Origin of the sequence: Celeribacter halophilus, assembly GCF_018860305.1 — a bacterium.
Lineage (GTDB): Bacteria > Pseudomonadota > Alphaproteobacteria > Rhodobacterales > Rhodobacteraceae > Celeribacter > Celeribacter halophilus_A.
Map to the genome: position 1 here is coordinate 215053 of NZ_JAHKPE010000021.1, position 17818 is coordinate 232870.

The 17818-nt window shown below is 55.8% G+C and carries 16 protein-coding genes, 2 tRNA genes and 1 riboswitch; of the genes, 9 read left to right on the forward strand and 9 right to left on the reverse strand.

Annotation, left to right across the window (positions count from 1 at the left end; all coding sequences use genetic code 11):
• Window positions 1–64: 64 nt before the first annotated feature.
• From KO492_RS08540 to ilvD, 3 genes are all read left to right on the forward strand, one after another.
• A tRNA-Arg gene (locus KO492_RS08540) sits at window positions 65–141 on the forward strand.
• Window positions 142–281: 140 nt separating this feature from the next.
• Window positions 282–1340 (forward strand): LacI family DNA-binding transcriptional regulator, encoded by a 1059-nt coding sequence (locus KO492_RS08545; RefSeq protein ID WP_216044562.1) that lies wholly within the window; start codon window positions 282–284, stop codon window positions 1338–1340.
• Between the two features lie 163 nt (window positions 1341–1503).
• Window positions 1504–3351: a dihydroxy-acid dehydratase gene (gene ilvD, locus KO492_RS08550; protein WP_216044563.1), complete on the forward strand. Its 1848-nt coding sequence runs from the start codon at window positions 1504–1506 to the stop codon at window positions 3349–3351.
• 101 nt (window positions 3352–3452) lie between these two features.
• Here ilvD and KO492_RS08555 read toward each other — a convergent pair whose 3' ends face one another.
• Entirely contained in the window at window positions 3453–4322 is an 870-nt protein-coding gene (locus KO492_RS08555) for an META domain-containing protein (RefSeq protein ID WP_216044564.1), read from the reverse strand.
• Window positions 4323–4515: 193 nt separating this feature from the next.
• Window positions 4516–4621: riboswitch (TPP riboswitch) on the forward strand.
• A gap of 40 nt (window positions 4622–4661) precedes the next feature.
• Here KO492_RS08555 and thiB point away from each other — a divergent pair.
• The 3 genes from thiB to KO492_RS08570 are packed head-to-tail and all read left to right on the forward strand — an operon-like array spanning window position 4662 to window position 7844.
• Complete coding sequence (gene thiB, locus KO492_RS08560) at window positions 4662–5636, forward strand: thiamine ABC transporter substrate binding subunit (RefSeq protein ID WP_216044565.1); 975 nt, start codon at window positions 4662–4664, stop codon at window positions 5634–5636.
• Window positions 5612–7156, forward strand: a complete 1545-nt coding sequence (locus KO492_RS08565; protein ID WP_216044566.1) for a thiamine/thiamine pyrophosphate ABC transporter permease ThiP — start codon at window positions 5612–5614, stop codon at window positions 7154–7156. The genes thiB and KO492_RS08565 overlap by 25 nt, the downstream gene beginning before the upstream one ends.
• Window positions 7149–7844: a thiamine ABC transporter ATP-binding protein gene (locus tag KO492_RS08570; protein WP_216044567.1), complete on the forward strand. Its 696-nt coding sequence runs from the start codon at window positions 7149–7151 to the stop codon at window positions 7842–7844. The genes KO492_RS08565 and KO492_RS08570 overlap by 8 nt, the downstream gene beginning before the upstream one ends.
• A 50-nt stretch (window positions 7845–7894) precedes the next feature.
• Here the strand turns inward: KO492_RS08570 and KO492_RS08575 are convergent, their stop codons facing one another.
• The 6 genes from KO492_RS08575 to dapF all read right to left on the reverse strand — a co-directional run bounded on the left by KO492_RS08575 (window position 7895) and on the right by dapF (window position 13614).
• Complete coding sequence (locus KO492_RS08575) at window positions 7895–8713, reverse strand: cytochrome c1 (protein WP_066602279.1); 819 nt, start codon at window positions 8711–8713, stop codon at window positions 7895–7897.
• A 17-nt stretch (window positions 8714–8730) separates the two neighbouring features.
• The gene (gene petB / locus KO492_RS08580; protein ID WP_216044568.1) at window positions 8731–10044 is read right to left on the reverse strand and encodes a cytochrome b; all 1314 of its coding nucleotides are present in this window, start codon (window positions 10042–10044) and stop codon (window positions 8731–8733) included.
• Window positions 10045–10055: 11 nt separating this feature from the next.
• A complete protein-coding gene (gene petA, locus KO492_RS08585; RefSeq protein WP_066602273.1) occupies window positions 10056–10619 on the reverse strand; it encodes a ubiquinol-cytochrome c reductase iron-sulfur subunit in 564 nt (187 codons plus the stop codon).
• Window positions 10620–10886: 267 nt separating this feature from the next.
• Window positions 10887–11525: a glutathione S-transferase gene (locus tag KO492_RS08590; protein ID WP_216044569.1), complete on the reverse strand. Its 639-nt coding sequence runs from the start codon at window positions 11523–11525 to the stop codon at window positions 10887–10889.
• The gene (gene mtaB / locus KO492_RS08595) at window positions 11522–12781 is read right to left on the reverse strand and encodes a tRNA (N(6)-L-threonylcarbamoyladenosine(37)-C(2))-methylthiotransferase MtaB (protein ID WP_216044570.1); all 1260 of its coding nucleotides are present in this window, start codon (window positions 12779–12781) and stop codon (window positions 11522–11524) included. The genes KO492_RS08590 and mtaB overlap by 4 nt, the downstream gene beginning before the upstream one ends.
• Window positions 12781–13614, reverse strand: coding sequence for a diaminopimelate epimerase (gene dapF, locus KO492_RS08600; RefSeq protein WP_216044571.1), 834 nt, complete (start codon window positions 13612–13614; stop codon window positions 12781–12783). Before dapF ends, mtaB begins: the two co-directional genes overlap by 1 nt.
• Before the next feature lie 115 nt (window positions 13615–13729).
• Between dapF and KO492_RS08605 the strand changes: the two genes are divergently transcribed.
• Window positions 13730–13805, forward strand: a tRNA-Lys gene (locus tag KO492_RS08605).
• Between the two features lie 239 nt (window positions 13806–14044).
• Here the strand turns inward: KO492_RS08605 and KO492_RS08610 are convergent.
• Window positions 14045–14716, reverse strand: coding sequence for a flagellar hook capping FlgD N-terminal domain-containing protein (locus tag KO492_RS08610; protein ID WP_216044572.1), 672 nt, complete (start codon window positions 14714–14716; stop codon window positions 14045–14047).
• Window positions 14717–14728: 12 nt separating this feature from the next.
• Window positions 14729–16948, reverse strand: a complete 2220-nt coding sequence (locus tag KO492_RS08615) for a flagellar hook-length control protein FliK (protein ID WP_216044573.1) — start codon at window positions 16946–16948, stop codon at window positions 14729–14731.
• 113 nt (window positions 16949–17061) lie between these two features.
• On the opposite strand from KO492_RS08615, the gene KO492_RS08620 reads away from it, so the two are divergent.
• Complete coding sequence (locus KO492_RS08620) at window positions 17062–17352, forward strand: rod-binding protein (protein ID WP_216044574.1); 291 nt, start codon at window positions 17062–17064, stop codon at window positions 17350–17352.
• Window positions 17339–17692, forward strand: a complete 354-nt coding sequence (locus KO492_RS08625; RefSeq protein ID WP_216044575.1) for a flagellar protein FlgN — start codon at window positions 17339–17341, stop codon at window positions 17690–17692. Before KO492_RS08620 ends, KO492_RS08625 begins: the two co-directional genes overlap by 14 nt.
• Window positions 17693–17818: the final 126 nt, after the last annotated feature.

The window sequence follows — 17818 nt, forward strand, 5'->3', positions numbered from 1 at the left end:
GAAACGTGACCGGTTGTGACCGTTGACATCGCTTTGTTCTTCCCTGAAAAGATAACAGGTTTCAGGGCCGTTAGCTCATCTGGATAGAGCGCCAAATTCCTAATTTGGAGGCAGCAGGTTCGAGTCCCGCACGGCCCACCATTCCCACAGAACAGTTCGCGTTGATGAGAGTGGCAACCGCCGCAATATGTTAGCGTTAACGGTTTTTGTGCGCCCCAGATGGACAAGCCCGTTTTTTGATGTAAACTGTAGATGTTATAAACAGGCTGGAGGGTCAGGTCATGTCGCAAGGTTCAGGAAATACACCTCCCAAAAGGCCGCTTACCCTCCGCGATGTGTCCGAAGCCTCCGGCGTTTCCGAGATGACCGTCAGTCGCGTCCTCAGAAATCGCGGTGATGTTTCCGAAGCCACTCGCGCGAAAGTTTTGGAAGCGGCCCGCGAACTCGGGTATGTGCCGAACAAGATCGCGGGCGCACTTGCGTCCAGTCGGGTGAACCTTGTGGCCGTGATTATCCCGTCCATGTCGAACATGGTCTTTCCCGAAGTGATGACCGGAATCAATGACGTGCTTGAGGGCACAGAGCTTCAGGCGGTTGTGGGCATCACGAATTACAAACCGGAGCGCGAAGAAACGGTTTTGTATCAGATGCTCTCATGGCGCCCCTCCGGTGTGATCATCGCAGGGTTGGAACATACCGAAGCGGCAAAAGCCATGATGGGTGCCGCGGGTATTCCGATTGTCGAAATCATGGATACTGATGGCGAAGCGATCGATTCCGCAGTCGGCATTTCCCATCGACGCGCAGGCCGGAAAATGGCGCAGGCGATCATTGACGCAGGTTACAAGCGGATCGGGTTTTTGGGCACGAAAATGCCGCTCGACCATCGTGCCCGCAAACGGTTCGAGGGCTTCACCGAAGTTCTCGCCAAATCCGGCCTAGAGATCACCGACAGCGAATTCTATTCCGGTGGCTCCGCGCTCAAGAAAGGGCGCGAGATGACCGAGGCCATTCTCAAGAGAAACGTCGATGAGCCTTTGGATTTTCTTTATTATTCCAATGATATGATCGGGGCTGGCGGCCTGATGTATTGTCTCGATAACGGAATTGATGTGCCAGGAGACATCGGGCTTGCAGGGTTCAACGGGATCGAGTTTCTCGACGGTTTGCCGCGCAAGCTGGCGACGATGGATGCTTGTCGTCTTGAAATCGGGCGTGCTGCGGCGGAAATTATCGCCAAGCGAGTCGAAAGTGACGGGCCCGCCGGCGGCGAGATCATCACATTGGAGCCTTCGCTCGAAATCGGTGATACGTTGAAGCGCAAGAAAAAGCCGATCTGAGACGCTCAGGCCGCAAACTGTCTGCATTCGAGTCGATTCCAGCAACTTTATTCATCTGCGCACAGGCGTTCGTGACTGGAAATGTCGCGACGAAAGCCTTATGCAACGACAACCCCGTCCGTTAAGGCGGATAAACGACGTACACATAACGAAAGCCAACACCATGCCACATTACAGATCCCGCCGCTCGACCCATGGCAGGAATATGGCCGGTGCCCGCGGACTTTGGCGCGCAACCGGCATGACCGATGGAGACTTTGGTAAGCCGATTATCGCGGTCGTGAACTCCTTCACGCAATTCGTGCCCGGCCACGTCCATCTCAAGGATCTCGGCCAGATGGTTGCCCGCGAGATTGAGAAATCCGGCGGTGTGGCGAAGGAATTCAACACCATTGCCGTCGATGATGGCATCGCCATGGGGCATGACGGGATGCTCTACTCCCTGCCGTCGCGCGAAGTCATCGCGGATAGCGTGGAATATATGGTCAACGCCCATTGCGCGGATGCGATGGTCTGTATTTCCAACTGTGACAAGATCACGCCGGGTATGATGATGGCCGCGATGCGCCTGAACATCCCTGTGATCTTCGTCTCCGGTGGTCCGATGGAAGCGGGCAAAATCGATATTGCCGACCTTGATATGACAAAGGTCGATCTCGTGGACGCAATGGTTGCTGCGGCGAATGACGATTTCACCGATGCGCAGGTCCAGCAAATCGAAGAGAATGCCTGCCCGACTTGCGGGTCGTGCTCCGGTATGTTTACCGCCAACTCGATGAACTGTCTGGCCGAAGCGCTGGGTCTCGCACTGCCGGGGAACGGTTCGACGCTTGCAACCCACGCGGACCGCAAAAACCTGTTCCTCGAAGCCGGTCGCAAGATCGTCGAGATTACCAAACGCCACTATGAGGGCGAGGAAAAGGGTTTCTTGCCGCGCGAGATTGCGACATTCGAAGCCTTCGAAAACGCCATGTCTTTGGACATTGCGATGGGCGGCTCCACGAACACGGTTCTGCACCTCTTGGCAATAGCGCATGAGGGTAAGGTCGATTTCACCATGCAGGACATTGACCGCCTCTCCCGTAAAGTGCCCTGCCTGTGTAAGGTCGCACCCAACATTCCGAACGTCCATATGGAAGACGTGCACCGCGCAGGTGGTATCTTCTCCATTCTGGGCGAGATGCTGCGCGGTGGCTTGCTCCATGGGGATGCCCGCACAGTGCATTCGGAAAGCCTGGCGGCTGCGATTGCCAAGTGGGACATCAAGGTTGCCAACAACCCCGAGGCCGAGACGCTGTTCAAAGCGGCACCCGGTGGCGTGCGCACGACACAGGCATTCTCCACCGAGAACCGCTATAAGGAACTTGATACCGACCGCGAAAACGGCGTGATCCGTTCCGTGGAACACGCCTTCTCGAAAGACGGCGGGCTGGCTGTCCTGTTCGGCAATATTGCCGAGCGTGGCTGTATCGTGAAAACGGCGGGTGTGGATGACAGCATCCTGAAATTCACCGGCACCGCGCATGTGTTTGAATCACAGGACGACGCTGTTGAAGGCATCCTGACTCGCAAAGTCAAAGCGGGCGAGATTGTCATCATTCGCTACGAAGGCCCGCAAGGCGGTCCGGGGATGCAGGAAATGCTTTACCCGACCTCCTATCTGAAATCCAAAGGCCTCGGCAAGAAATGTGCGCTTTTGACCGACGGACGGTTCTCTGGCGGGACCTCTGGTCTTTCCATCGGACACGCCTCTCCCGAAGCCGCCGAGGGTGGTCTGATCGGGTTGGTCGAGAGCGGCGATGTGATCGAGATCGACATTCCGAACCGCTCGATCCAGCTCAAGGTTGACGATGCCACACTGGCTGCGCGTCGTGAGGCCAAAGGTCCGCTGCCGTGGAAACCCGCGAAACCGCGTCCGCGGGCCGTGTCCACCGCGCTCAAGGCCTATGCGATGTTTGCTTCTTCGGCAGACAAGGGCGGCGTGCGTATCCTGCCAGACGAGGCGGAATAAGGCTCTTATCCTGCCAGAAATTATGAAACGCCGCTCTGTTCAGGGCGGCGTTTTGCTTTAGAGCGTCACCAATTCGGTGCCGCCGGTTCTCACGCGGGGCCTTAGCGGCGGGCGATTATCAATGGTTGATCAGCACCGTAAAGGATCAGCGCGCCCGTTTCGTCAATGTCAAAGCGGTCTACGTTTGACAGAGCGTCCAGAACACGAGCCTCTTGTTGCATCTGGGCTTCCGGACACATCATTCTCGTTACAGCCAATGGGCCGAAGCCCAGCCCTTCGCCGGTCAGTTCGAAGCCGCCCGTAAAACGGTTGCAGCCTGTGGATCCGGACACCTGCATGTCCTGAAAGGCGAGGGTGGCAGGAGTGGCATCTATGACCTCGGCTCCGGTAACCTCTTCGATCTGCCATTCAGGGCCGGATAGTAAATCGGCGGGCGCACCGGCGCAGCCGCGCAGTGTGGTCTCGCCCAGACTGAGGACAGCGCTTTCGGGGTAGGTCTGGCCACTCATGTCGTCTTGGCAGATTTCTGCACGGACCGTGAGGCCGAAGTTCTCCATGTCATAGGTCAGCCCATGCACGGCAACCTTTGCGGGCGGCAGGTCGCCCTCGATCACCGTTTCGCCATAGTCCAATTCGGCGCGAAACCGTCCCTCTTCAACAGAGATCCGCCATCCGGGTTCATTGCCATGCGCCACCCACGGGTGAGCGGATGTTTGCAGGGTGCAGTTCATATCCGCCTCCCCCCACGTCAAACGCGCTTCATCGCCTTTGGCCCAGAATTCGGCTTCCTCCGCCTCGTTGATATAGCGGGCGCCGGAGGCAGAGACAGCCTCTTCCAAAATCAGAACACGTCCACCCAGATCAAGGATCGCCGCATTCTGTGCAAATCCGACACGGCCAAAGGCAGTGTCACAGAGAACCTGTGTGTTAAAGCCCGTCGGCAGACTTCCCGCCAAAGCAGGCGCGGACACAGTTAAAAAACCGAGACAATAAAAAAGACCAGAAACCTGCATGACGTCCTCACTTATATCAAACCCTTCGAAGAATAGGGGAAAGCCCGAAGGGCGTCCATGATGAGACACATCACGTCTTCGCGTCGGTCATTTCCCGCCACAGGCACAAAGCGCGTAGGGCTTGCACTTCTGTCAAATGCACCCTAGCTTCACCCTCACCTCGGGGTGCCCGTGTCTGACACGGCTGAGATGCACACTGCGAACCCGTTGAACCTGAACCGGCTAACACCGGCGGAGGGAAGGTATCAGCACTTTACCGCTGCCCTTTTTCTTCGCCCATATTGTATGGAGCGAGCCATGAAATATGGTCTAACCCTAGCAGCCATGCTGGCTGCGACCTCTGCTTCGGCAGAAACGCTTACTGTCTATGCGCCTGATTACTTTGCTTCCGAATGGGGCCCCGGTCCTGCGATCAAGGCAGCGTTCGAGGCGCAATGTGATTGCGAACTTGAATATGTGACCGGAGATGTCCTGCCGCGTCTGCGTCTTGAAGGGGCGCGCACGAAGGCCGATGTCGCCATTGGTATCAATGTGGATGCGATGAAACAGGCGCGCGAGACGGGGCTTTTTGCGCCGCATGGCGTTGACCTGTCGCCATTGACCATGCCGATTGAGTGGACCGACGAGACATTCCTGCCATTTGATTGGTCTTTTGCGGCTTTCGTCTATGACAATACGAAAATCACCAATCCGCCGACGTCTTTCGAGGAATTGGTGAATTCGGAAGAAGACTGGAAAATTGCCATTCAGGACCCGCGCACATCAAGCTCCGGTCTGACGCTTGTGTTGTGGGGGCATGAGGTCTTTGGCGATGATGTGGAAGAGGCATGGGCCAAACTCGCCCCTAAAGTGACCACCGTGACCAAGGGCTGGTCCGAAGCCTATGGCATGTTCACTGACGGTCAGGTGGATATGGTGCTCTCCTATACCGTCTCGCCTGCTTATCATATCATCGCGGAAGAGGACGAGACCAAGTCGGCGGCCTTGTTCGATGAAGGGCATTATATGTCGGTCGAGCTGACCGCGAAGCTTGCGGGCACGGATCAGCCGGAACTGGCGGATGCCTTTATGAATTTCGTTCTCTCCCCCGCGTTTCAGGAGATCATCCCCACCGCCAACTGGTCCTATCCTGCGGCCTTGCCGAAGGAACAATGGCCTGACGCGTTTTCCCGGTTGAATTATCCGGAAAAAGCTATCCTTTTGGGAGAAGATGAGGCTGCGGCCTTGCGTGATGAAGCGATTGCCGAATGGCGCGCCGCATTTTCCCGATAGCACTCTGGCCCGGTCTCATTGCGGCGGCTCTGGTCGCTGCTTTGAGTTTCGGGACACTGGTTGCGGTTGCGCTGCGCGCGGAGAGTTTCTCTGCGCTCTCGGAGTTCGACTGGATGGCGGTGCGGTTTACCGTGGTGCAGGCGCTGCTCTCGGCGTTTCTCTCGGTCGCGTTCGCCATCCCCGCCGCCCGTGCCTTGGCGCGCCGGAGTTTTCCAGGGCGGGGTGTGTTGATCACCTTGCTGGGTGCACCGTTTATCCTGCCGACGATTGTTGCAATCCTCGGTTTGACGGCTGTATTCGGCCAGTCCGGTTTCGTCTCGAAACTTCTGCTTTGGGCCGGATTGGAGCCTATTTCTATCTATGGTTTCCACGGTGTGATTTTGGCGCATGTGTTCTACAACCTGCCATTGGCAACGCGACTGCTCCTTCAGGGGTGGGGGGCGATCCCCGCAGAGCGGTTTCGTCTCGCATCTTCCCTGCATTTCGGACCGTCGGAAGTCTTTCGCCATATTGAGCGACCGATGCTCAAAGAGATTGTCCCCGGCGCCTTCACCGTTATCTTCCTGATTTGCACAACATCTTTCGCCGTCGCATTGACTTTTGGTGGAGGGCCGAAGGCGACGACAGTCGAACTCGCGATCTACGAGGCCTTCCGCTACGATTTCAATCTCGGAAAAGCATCGCTTCTCGCGCTTGTTCAGGTGGTGATCTGTGCGCTGGCTGTGGCTGCCTCGCTTAAATTCAGAGTGCCACAGATGGGCGCGGGCGGTCTCAACAGGGTGGTGCAGAGGTTTGATGCCATGACCCTTCGGACGAGAGCGGTTGATCTGTTCTGGATTGTCGCTGTCAGTCTGTTCCTCCTGATGCCGCTTCTGGCCATTGCGTTGCGTGGTGCGGCGGGGATGACCGATCTGCCCGCCCCGATCTGGGGGGCGGCGCTCCGATCCATTGCGACGGCCATGGGTTCTGCTGCATTGGCGATTCTCCTTTCGCTCGCTCTGGCGCTGTCTGCGATGCGGTGGCGTGGGCTGGAGATCATCGGCATGTCGTCTATTGCCGCGTCTCCTCTGGTGATGGGCACAGGGCTTTACATCGTGCTCTTTGCCTTGACCGATCCTGCGGATTGGGCGCTGCCGATAACGGCCCTGGTCAATGCAGTAATGTCGATGCCGTTTATCCTGCGCGCATTGGGGCCGGCGCTGGCGGGTGCTGAGCGGGATTACGGGCGTTTGGCGGATAGTCTTGGCGTGACGGGGCTGAACCGGCTGCGTCTCATCCTTCTGCCGCGTTTGCGCGTTGCGATGGGGTTCTCTGCCGGATTGGCGGCTGCCCTCTCTATGGGTGACTTGGGGGTGATCGCGCTTTTCGCCAGACCTGAAGCCGCGACACTGCCTTTGCAAATCTACCGTCTCATGGGGGCCTATCGCATGGATCAGGCGATGGGAGCGGCGTTGCTGCTTCTGGGGCTGAGTTTGGGCCTGTTTTATATCTTTGATCGTTGGGGGAAGCATCGTGCTTGAATTGCAATCCATCCGCCTCACTCAGGGGGATTTCACACTATCTGCGGATTGTGTGATTCCTGCGGGTGCGCGCGTTGCGGTGATCGGGCCGTCTGGCGCGGGTAAGTCCACGTTGCTGTCCGTGATCGGCGGGTTTGAAACCCCTGACGCAGGTCGCATGTTTTGGGGCGGGGCGGACCTGACGCAAGCGTTGCCACATGAGCGTCCGATTGCGCATCTGTTTCAGGACAACAATCTTTTCGCTCATATGTCGGCGGCTGAAAATGTCGGCTTGGGGATAAGGCCAAATCTGCGCCTAACCGAAGCGGAGAAAGCCCGCGTCACGGACGCACTGGCTGCGGTTGGTTTGTCCGGTTTGGAGGGGCGGCGTCCGGCAGAACTGTCCGGCGGGCAACAAAGCCGTGTCGCGCTTGCGCGGGTGCTTGTGCAGGAGAAGCCTATCATCCTGCTGGACGAGCCGTTCTCGGCCCTAGGGCCCGCCATGCGCGGTGAGATGATCGGTTTGGCCAAAGAGGTTAGTGAGCGGCTTGGCGCGACGATGTTGATGGTTACCCATGACATTGCAGATGTGGATCGGTTTGCTGATCTGGTGATCTGGATTGAGGATGGTCAGTGTCAGCTTCCGCGCGACTGGGGTGAGATGAAAGCCAACCCGCCGCAAGGGCTTAAAAGCTACATTGGAACATGAAAAAAGCGCCCCAAATTGGGGCGCTTTCTATGTGTGTCTGGTGGCAGGCGTCAGAGCGTGGTCTTTTTGCCTTTGTGCGGTGCCCAGAGCTTTTTGTTCGTGAGATACAAAAGCGAGGTCAGCAGCACGAGGAAGGTGACAGCCACAAATCCGGCCTTCTTCCGCGCCATCATTTTCGGCTCAGCGGCCCACATCAGGAACGCCGCAATATCCTCGGCTTCATGATGCAGTTCGTTGGAGTGACCGTCGGCAAACTCGACATCTTCTCCGTAGAGCGGGGGGGCCATTGCGATCCAGCCCGTCGAAAAGGCGGTGTTTTCGTAATAGGTGGTGCCCGCTTCGACTTTCTCCTCACCGGTGTAACCGGTCAGAATTGCGACGATATATTCGGGACCACCAATGCCTTTCAGGAACTGGTTGATACCTGTGCCTGCCGGACCGTGAAAACCTGCACGCGCTTTGGCCATCAACGAAAGGTCCGGCGCGTTTTGGGAATTGTTGGCCGGAAAGTGATCGTTTGATGTCAGCGGACGGGCTGCACCCTCGTCATAGTCGAAAAGGTGCATGTTGGAGGCTTCGTCTGCCACGAAAAGCTGTGACGCGTAAGCACGCACCTGCTCTTCAGGCAGCGCAGGGCCACCTTCGTCGGCCAGTGTTCTGATGGGCACGAATTTCATGCCGTGGCAGGAGGAGCAGACCTCGGTGTAGATTTGCAAGCCGCGTTGCAACTGCATCTGGTCGTATTTGCCGAACGGGCCCTCGAAAGAGAAGTCCACGTCATGGATATGCCCGCCTTCGCCAGCAGCCAGAGCGGCTGTGGCAGAAAGACCCAGTGCGGTGAGGGCGGAGAGGGTAAGTTGTTTGATCATTGTCCCTGTTTCCTTTCTCACTCTGCCGCGTCCGGGTAGTGGGACGCGAAATCTTCTTCGATTGAAGCCGGAAGCGGGGCCGGTTTCTCGATCACGCCCAGAAGCGGGAGGATCACGAAGAAGTAGGCGAACCAATAGGTCGCGCCGATCAGCGAGATATACGGGTAGATGCCATCGGTCGGCATGGCGCCAACCCACATCAATACGACGAAGTCCAAGGCCAGAAGCCAGAACCACCATTTGAACATCGGACGGTATTTGCCCGAGCGCACCGACGAAGTGTCGAGCCACGGCACGAGAGCCATAGCGATAATTGCGCCGAACATAGCCAGCACACCAAAGAACTTCGCATCGACGATGCCACCGGTCAGGAAGGACACGACTTGCACGGCCCAGACATCAGCGGTGAAGGCCCGCAGGATTGCGTAGAACGGCAGGAAGTACCATTCCGGCACAATATGCGCAGGGGTCGAAAGCGGGTTGGCTTCTAGGTAGTTGTCGGGGTGGCCGAGGTAGTTCGGCATAAAGCCGACGACGGCGAAGAAGACAACCAGCACAACGCCGAGGGCGAAGAGGTCCTTGATCACGAAATAGGGCCAGAAGGGCAGGGTGTCTTTCTTGGCTTCTTCTTTCGACGTGCGGCGCACTTCAACACCTGTCGGGTTGTTGTTGCCCGTGTTGTGGAAGGCCCAGATGTGGACGATCACAAGAGCGGCAATCACGAAGGGCAGCAGGTAGTGCAGCGAGAAGAAGCGGTTCAGCGTGGCGTTGTCCACCGCCGGTCCGCCCAGAAGCCATGTCTGGATCGGCTCGCCGATAAACGGAATGGCGCCGAAGAGACCGGTAATCACGGTTGCACCCCAGAAGGACATTTGCCCCCAAGGCAGAACGTAGCCCATGAAACCCGTGGCCATCATCAAAAGGTAGATGATCATGCCGATGATCCATGTGATTTCGCGCGGGGCTTTATAGGAGCCGTAGTAGAGGCCGCGGAAAATGTGCAGATATACAGCCAGGAAGAACAGCGACGCGCCGTTGGCATGCAGGTAGCGCAGCATATGCCCGCCGTTCACGTCACGCATGATGTGTTCGACAGAGGCAAAGGCCAGATCGACATGCGGCGTGTAATGCATCACCAGAACAATGCCGGTGACAATTTGAAGCCCGAGGCAGAAGGCCAGAACGATGCCCCAGATCCACATCCAGTTCAGGTTTTTCGGTGTAGGAATCATCAGCGTGCCGTAAATCAGGCCGATGATCGGAAGCCGCTTTTCGACACCTTTTGTAAAGGTCGTCTTCGGTTCATAATGATCGTGCGGAATACCAGACATAAGTTCCTCCCTTAGCCCAGAACAATTTCTGTGTCGCCGTCGAATGCAGCGACTGGAACCGGAAGGTTCTCAGGAGCCGGTCCTTTGCGGATGCGGCCAGACGTGTCGTAGTGCGAACCGTGGCACGGGCAGAACCAGCCACCGAAGTCACCGGCACCGTCGCCCAGAGGCACACAGCCGAGGTGGGTGCAAACGCCCATCATCACCAGCCATTCGCCAGCTTCGTCGAGGGTCCGGTTCTGGTCATCGGCGTCAAGGGTCGCGTCCTTGTTGTCGTTGCGAGCAACCGGATCGACCAGCTCGTCCATCGTGACGGCGCGTGCGGCGTCGATTTCCTCTTGGGTGCGGCGACGGATAAACACCGGCTTGCCACGCCACTTCACGGTCAGTTGTGTGCCGGTTTCTACACCGCTGATATCAACGCGGATCGAACTCAGCGCCTGAACGTCTGCGGAGGGGTTCATCTGGTTGACCAGCGGCCAGACTGCTGCACCGGCGGCAACTGCACCAGCGCCACCAGTGGCGTAGTACAAGAAATCGCGTCGGGTGCCTTCGTGTTCATCTACGTGGGACACTGCAATTCTCCAATTTTCTCAGCCGGTCCTCCCCGGCCTAATATGTAAGAAGCCGCATTTTACTGCAGCTCTTCGCACGCGGTTTTAGCGAGAGGAGGCGCTCACGTCTAGCTTTCAATGAATTGTGAACATGCGCGATGTGTCGCGGTGTGGTCTCTTTGGGACATATAAGGTATATTTGAAAATTACCTATACCTTCCGACATCTCGACGCAAACGCGTCAGTCGTTTCCCCGACCAAGGTATATCGCGGGTTTGTTTTGCCCTGTCAGTTTGCTTTTCCGGAGAAGACGAGAGGCTCTGCGGTGGGCTCCCATTTGGGATACTTATGCATGATTTGTGCAAAGCGGTCCGAGGTCAGGAAACGCTCAAGCCAGCCATTCACGCCGACCCAGTCCTGTGCCGCAAACCACGCATGATCTACCATTGCATATTGCCGCACAAAGGTGATCGTTGCCAGATCGGCCAATGTCGGGGTGTCTCCGAACAGCCAAGGGGTTGTGCGAAGCCGGGGTTCGGCCTGTTGCAAAATCTGTGCGGCCTTATCGCGCTCTGCGGTCGGCTCGACGTCCTGATAGCGCGTTTCATATTTATAGCGGTCAAGTGCGGTTTTGAACGGGCCTTCGATCTGGGCGATCCAATCCTCTCCCGTGTCGGGCATCCGGCGCAATCCTTCGGGGTCATTCTGCGCAAGGGCCCAATCCATAATGTCGCGACTTTCCTCGATCACACCGGTCTCTGTGATCAACACAGGGACAGTGCCCTTCGGGGAGGCCTCCAGCATGGCGCGCGGTTTGTCCCGCAAGACAACTTCGCGCAGTTCGACCTGAAGACCGGCTGAAGCAATCGCCAGCCGTGCCCGCATCGCATAGGGGCACCGCCGGAAGGAATAGAGGATTGGTCTCATACTGTAAGCCGCGTGCCTTTGATGCCTGTAATCGTGGCTTTCAGCAAAGCGCCCTCGGGCTGCGGCGTGTCGAAACTCACTTCGGTAAATTGCTCTGTCCGGCCCATATGCGGGTTTTCGACCAGAATCATATGCTCGCGCCCGACTTGCGCCTTGAGATGCTTCTGGACCTGCGCTTCTCCCGCTGCCCGCAACCGCGCGGCGCGGTCGCGGATCACCTTGCCATTCACCTGACGCGGAATTTTTGCGGCGGGGGTGCCTTCGCGTTTGGAATAGGGGAAGACGTGCAGCCATGTGAGGTCGCAGTCCGTCACCAGCTTGAGCGAGTTTTCAAACTGGGCCTCTGTTTCCGTGGGAAAACCCGCGATGATATCCGCACCAAAGGTCATTTCAGGCCGCAGTTTGCGCGTGTCTTCGCAGAACTTGATCGCATCATCACGCAGATGACGCCGCGCCATACGTTTCAGGATCAGGTCATCGCCATGTTGTAGCGACAGATGCAGATGCGGCATGAGGCGCGGTTCCGTCGCGATGGCCTGCATCAGCATTTCATCGGCTTCGATGGAATCAATCGACGAAATCCTGAGCCGCGGCAGGTCCGGCACCAGTTTCAGGATTCGCATTACCAGATCGCCCAAGCGCGGGGTTGCCGGCAAATCAGCGCCCCAGCTTGTCAGGTCCACGCCGGTCAGCACGACCTCGTTGAAGCCCTTGTCCACCAGTCGCTTGATCTGGTCGACCACCACGCCCGCAGGCACAGAGCGGGAATTACCCCGGCCATATGGAATAATGCAGAAGGTGCAGCGGTGGTCACAGCCGTTTTGCACCTGCACATAGGCCCGATGCCGTCCGAATCCGTCAATCAGATGCCCTGCGGTTTCTGTCACAGACATGATGTCATTGACCTGAACACGCTCGGTCTGGCCGATGAAGTCCGGCCCCATGTTCTGCCATGTTTCGGGCTGCATCTTTTCACTGTTGCCGATCACCAGATCGACCTCGCCCATTGTGGAAAAGGTCTCCGGTTCGGTCTGTGCGGCGCAGCCTGTAACAATGATCTTTGCTTCGGGGTTTTCCCGTCTGAGTTTGCGAATCTCCTGTCGCGCCTTGCGCACGGCCTCTGCCGTCACAGCGCAGGTGTTCACCACCACGGCGTTCTCCACACCGTTTGCTTCGGCCAGTTCTTTCATCGCTTCGGTTTCATAAGCGTTGAGGCGACAGCCGAGCGTCGCGAAAATCGGCGGGTTGGCCCCCATCAGATGCGCTCCAGAAAGGATGTGTCGAACTCTGCCTTGAAGACGAGTTGTGTGGGTCCGGTCATCCAGACCCCATCATCGCGCCAGTCGAGTGTGAGCCAGCCGCCATCTACTTCCATCCGCACCTTCTTATCTGTCAGGCCACGCACAGAGGCAGCCACAGCCGTGGCACAGGCGCCCGAGCCGCAAGCCAGCGTGATTCCCGTGCCGCGCTCCCAAACCCGCATCCGGATTTCGTCGCGTGCGCGGACCTCGGCGAATTCGACATTGGTGCGCTGCGGAAACAGTGGATCATATTCGACTTTCTTGCCCCAATTCGGGACATCAACCTTTTCAATGTCGTCGACAAAAAACACCGCATGGGGGTTGCCCATGCCGACCGCGACAGGTTCGCCTTCAAGTGGCAGGAAATCCGTATCGACAGGATGGGACAGCGGCACCTCGTCCCACATGCGTTGCGGGTGGCCCATGTTGACGGAGACCTCATCCCCCGCCCGCCGCGCAATCAAAATGCCGCGTTCGGTGCGGATCGTCACCTCGTCCTTGCCGGTTTCGTCAAGCATCAGCTGCCCGACGCAGCGTGTGGCATTGCCACAGGCCCCCGCGCGCGACCCGTCCGAGTTCCAGAAATCAAGATCAATGTCGGCGCTACTTGATGTGCGGATCTCGGCCAGCTGGTCAAACCCGACTCCACGATGGCGATCCCCGATGGCTTTTGCCAACTCCGGCGTCACAATAGCTTCCCGCCCCCGTGAGTCGATAATCACGAAGTCATTGCCTAGCCCGTGCATTTTCAGAAAGGGTAGGTTCGAAGGGAGTGTTTCTTGTTGCATGAGCGGGCATATAAACCTTGTTGTCACCTTTTCCAAGAAATTCTCAGTTTTCCGCTTGACGGTCCTGACCCACAACAGTAAACCCCGCCGCACAGCCTCTCGGGGCTGCGAGAGTGGGCCGTTAGCTCAGTTGGTAGAGCAACTGACTTTTAATCAGTGGGTCGCAGGTTCGAATCCTGCACGGCTCACCACTTTCTTCTAATATGACAAGCACTTTCAGTGTTCAGCATCGCTTGAATGGTGTGCATGCAATCTGTGTCTGATGTGACAAGCTTATCATCTCGTTTGAGCGATATGTTTTTGCTCGTAGGGCGGACAGTGGAAACTCCCATGTGCATATAGTGTGGAGAATTTCCGGCAATTTGAATTCATCCGATTCTGAATGGCTGTAACGCCGAAGCCTGTTGCGGGAAATCCAGGGTTGCTCGATTTACTCGAAATCACGCAGTGCCGTCACATCAGATGAGGCGATCTCGTTTCCCCCTTCGAGAACAAGAACTACATCTCCATCGTCAGCGCGCGCTTCGATGATCTTGGAGTAACTTTCGACCGTTGTTGTCGAGAGATGATCTGTATCGTAGTAATTTTCGATCTCGAAATTATAGAGGCCGGCAGCAATCGACGCCCCTTGATCATCCACTCCTGTCCATTCGAATGTTTCATTGTCCGGGCTGATTGTCACCTCCTGAACCACACGACCATCAATATCACGCACCACCAGAACCGCTCTATTGGCGGCACTGGCGAAATCACCTGAAAGGGTTACGGGTGATGAACCATCAAAGTAAGTGGCGCTCTCACTTCGTGCCTCTTTACCAACCCATCCGGACAATTGTGAAAACCCCATCAACCCCAATTGGGAAGATAGCTTTTCAAGCAAATCATTCGTCATAACGGCCTGTTCAACTTCGGAGAATGTAGCCAATTGCACGGCATAATCTGTCGACTCAATCGGATTTAGCGGATCCTGATTTTGCATCTGTACTGTCAACATGGTCAGAAAGGTTTCAAAATCCGAGCTAATCACGCTACTTGCCTCCGAGCTTGCGGAGCTTGTTTGAGTGCTGGTCGCTGCCGTTGTGGAGGAAATCGTATTGGTCATCTGACGCTCCTTTTAAAGCCGTATATCCACACCCGCACCTGAGCCTAGGCTCAGGCTCAGGCGCACGGGCTCAATGGTGATTGCTCTGCGTTCATCCGTGTTGTCGGCGACCATTTCCCAACTGGGCCCTTGAAATTCTGACGGTTTTTCACGTTGCTCATGATTTTGAGAGTCTTGGCCAAAACTCTCAAAGCTAAATCCGCTTTCTGAATAGCCCAGGTCGTGAAACTCGGAAGCAAGGCTGTCGATATTACGCCGAAGAAGTTCAAGCGTATCAATGCGCTCGGCGGACACCACGACATTCATTGCTCCATTCTCTGACAGACAAAACGAGAGGCGGACTCTGCCTAACTCCTCGGGAGTTAATGTAATCTCAACTGGTCGGTCCGGCAGTTGACGTGCGACATCTGCAATTTGCATCGCAACCCGTGTGGGGAGCTCTGTTCGGTTAATTGTGCTCGCCTGAGTTGTGGCGTCGCGTGTTCCTACATTTTCTCTGGCAGACAGAATCTGGTCCGGAATAACTTCCCGTCCTAGTTCAATTTTCGGTTTGTTGTTTTTTCCCACGAACTGTTCCGCCGCATCTACTCCTACGGTGCTTATTCTAGTTACATCTGCCGTTTTCGAACTGGCTGGAACATCTTGCTCTTTCGTTATCTCTAAGGAGCGCATTTCGAATACTTCAGTAATTTCGGAGCCTTCATTAAATCTTGGGCGCTCCGACACCTCCGTGTTCATGTTTGACGGCATCTCAGAAAACCCTCGACTGGGTTTTGCCTGAAACTCGCCCTGCACGACATCGCTCTTAATCCTCGCGCCTTCTATTGTTCGAGATTTAGTAGTTATGGCCTTTTCCGTTACCGTTGTGTGAAGAGGGGGGACGCCTACCGCCGGAGTGGTGTCGGATTTTCTACGAGGGTCCTGATTTGAATCTGTGGTTGGGGTAGGGCTCTCGGTCGTCAGAGCTATGTTTGAAGGCGTATCGCGTAAGGTTTCGGGCGTTTTGAACACCTGTGGCGATAGATTTGGTTTTTCACGATCAATCTGTTCCTCCATTGGCGCAGAATTGAGCGACGCCCCAACAACGATTTCTTTCAGCTTTGGTGCGTCCATCTCAGGCATTTCGGCATCCAGTTCTCGTGTCTCTGTAGTCAGCGAGTGTGGGATGTGTTGCGCAGATACAGGACTTTCGGACTGTGGAGAAACAGTCGGTTTGATTTCATCCGGCATGGGAACTGATGTTGAAGCTTGAAGCTGCATAACCGCTTCAGCCGCCGACACCGGTGCAATTTGCACATCCTGTTTGGGCGCAGAAAAGGTCTCCGTATTCAGAGGGGGAAGGGAGTGTTGTATGTTCTCGATCCGCTCTTTTTTGAAGGGTTTTTCAGCCCTCTGAGTGGCATCATCCCCTTGCTCAGAAGGAGTTTTAACGTGCTCGGATGCTGCCGAGACTTCTAAGGGCTCCATCAATTCCGCTTCTGTTTGCGTTGGAAAAGCAGGAAATGCGTTGTCAGAAGGCGGTGTGTCCGGCGTCGCATGCTGCCTGTATATGCCTACTATATCGGCTGGCGCATTTTGAATTGGAAACGATGTAGCGTCATCGATGATAGTCGTTTGATTCGCCGACTCATCTTCAATCGCTGCGGGCAACGGGACATCAAGAGGAAGAATGTCTGAGGATGCTACAGGTGAATGTTGTGGAGTGAAGTTAGTGACCGCAGCGGTTTCTGTAGGGATTACTTCTGCAAGGTCCTCCTCAAGCTCGACAACTTTCCCATTATGCTCAGGGGGCGCAAAGTGTTCCACTTTATACATATTCTGCAGAGGACCTGTCGTTTCGGACAAAGGCAAGGAATCTGTGTCGCGCGGCTTCTCCGCCGTTTCCAGACTCTGATGAGAGGCGCAAAAAATATTTTCACACAATGCAATTTCGCCCTGAAAATCTCGGAGAGAAACTTCAGTTTGTATGTCGGTTTCTACCAACCTTGTTTGCTGAATCTCTTTAGAAAGCGTTTCAGCGTTCCCACCTTCAAACATCAGAACATCTTCAAAAGACGCCTCCGCGCGCCCAGTGGACGGGGCAATTTCCGCATGGGCCCCAAGGAGTTTGGTATTTTCTCCTTCAGGATTCGTTATCTCATTTAGAGGAAGCGTATCAACGGCACCAGAATCGGAGCCAAGCTGCTCACCTCGAGCACTTACCGCCATAAAATCAGTATTCAATAACTGCATTTCTTGCATCCCGGTTTTTTTCGCCGTGATGCCACTATCCACCTAGAGAGTTACCGGTTCTTTACCGAATTGCGATTAGATCGAGAAAACTACATCAAATTGGAGCGATCCTTATGTCGTCAATCCCTATAGCCCCCGCAGCAAATCCACAGTCTCCTATACCTTCGCAAGATGAGAAAATGCGCGACGCGGCCGATAAACTGGAAGCAACGTTTCTTGCGGAAATGTTGAAAAGTGCCGGATTCGGGAAAACCTCCGAGACGTTCGGCGGGGGAGCCGGCGAGGACCAATTCGCATCTTTTCTTGTGCAAGCGCAGGCTGAGCAAATGGTCAAAGCTGGGGGAATCGGTCTTGCGGAACAAATTTTCAACGCCCTGAAGGGAGATTCCAATGGCTCTTCTTGATACGTTTCGCCCCGTTTCAGCGCTATCCAAATTGCTCGATAAGGAAAGGGAAGCAATTCTGAAAAGCGATTTTGAAACCCTGCAATCTCTCGCCAAGCCCAAAGAGAAACTCGTGTCTTTGGTGGCCCGATCCCGGACGCCAGCGTCTCGTTTGACCGCTTTGCAAAAGCGTCTTGAGCACAATAAACGCCTGCTTTTGGCCTCAGCCAAAGGTATTCATGCGGCCCGTGAAAACCTCGTCGCGATAAGCTCCGCTTCGAACGGCTTTACGACTTACGGTCCGGAGGGGGTAATGACCCAGTTGTCCAGTAAGCCGTTAACCATAAAGAAAAAATCCTGATTTCCTGCCCCATTTTTGCCTCAAATTCGAGACAACTATTCGACCGAGCTTAGGGAATTTTTAGTCTTTAAGCTCACATGATCAGAGCGCATCCCGAGGGGGTGGCACGGTCGGCCCAGAAAGGTC

Coding starts and splice junctions, on each gene's coding strand:
- KO492_RS08545 (WP_216044562.1), top strand. CDS start 282: ATGTCGCAAGGTTCAGGAAATACACCTCCCAAAAGGCCGCTTACCCTC.
- ilvD (WP_216044563.1), top strand. CDS start 1,504: ATGCCACATTACAGATCCCGCCGCTCGACCCATGGCAGGAATATGGCC.
- thiB (WP_216044565.1), top strand. CDS start 4,662: ATGAAATATGGTCTAACCCTAGCAGCCATGCTGGCTGCGACCTCTGCT.
- KO492_RS08565 (WP_216044566.1), top strand. CDS start 5,612: ATGGCGCGCCGCATTTTCCCGATAGCACTCTGGCCCGGTCTCATTGCG.
- KO492_RS08575 (WP_066602279.1), bottom strand. CDS start 8,713: ATGATCAAACAACTTACCCTCTCCGCCCTCACCGCACTGGGTCTTTCT.
- petB (WP_216044568.1), bottom strand. CDS start 10,044: ATGTCTGGTATTCCGCACGATCATTATGAACCGAAGACGACCTTTACA.
- KO492_RS08590 (WP_216044569.1), bottom strand. CDS start 11,525: ATGAGACCAATCCTCTATTCCTTCCGGCGGTGCCCCTATGCGATGCGG.
- mtaB (WP_216044570.1), bottom strand. CDS start 12,781: ATGGGGGCCAACCCGCCGATTTTCGCGACGCTCGGCTGTCGCCTCAAC.
- dapF (WP_216044571.1), bottom strand. CDS start 13,614: ATGCAACAAGAAACACTCCCTTCGAACCTACCCTTTCTGAAAATGCAC.
- KO492_RS08610 (WP_216044572.1), bottom strand. CDS start 14,716: ATGACCAATACGATTTCCTCCACAACGGCAGCGACCAGCACTCAAACA.
- KO492_RS08615 (WP_216044573.1), bottom strand. CDS start 16,948: ATGCAGTTATTGAATACTGATTTTATGGCGGTAAGTGCTCGAGGTGAG.
- KO492_RS08620 (WP_216044574.1), top strand. CDS start 17,062: ATGTCGTCAATCCCTATAGCCCCCGCAGCAAATCCACAGTCTCCTATA.
- KO492_RS08625 (WP_216044575.1), top strand. CDS start 17,339: ATGGCTCTTCTTGATACGTTTCGCCCCGTTTCAGCGCTATCCAAATTG.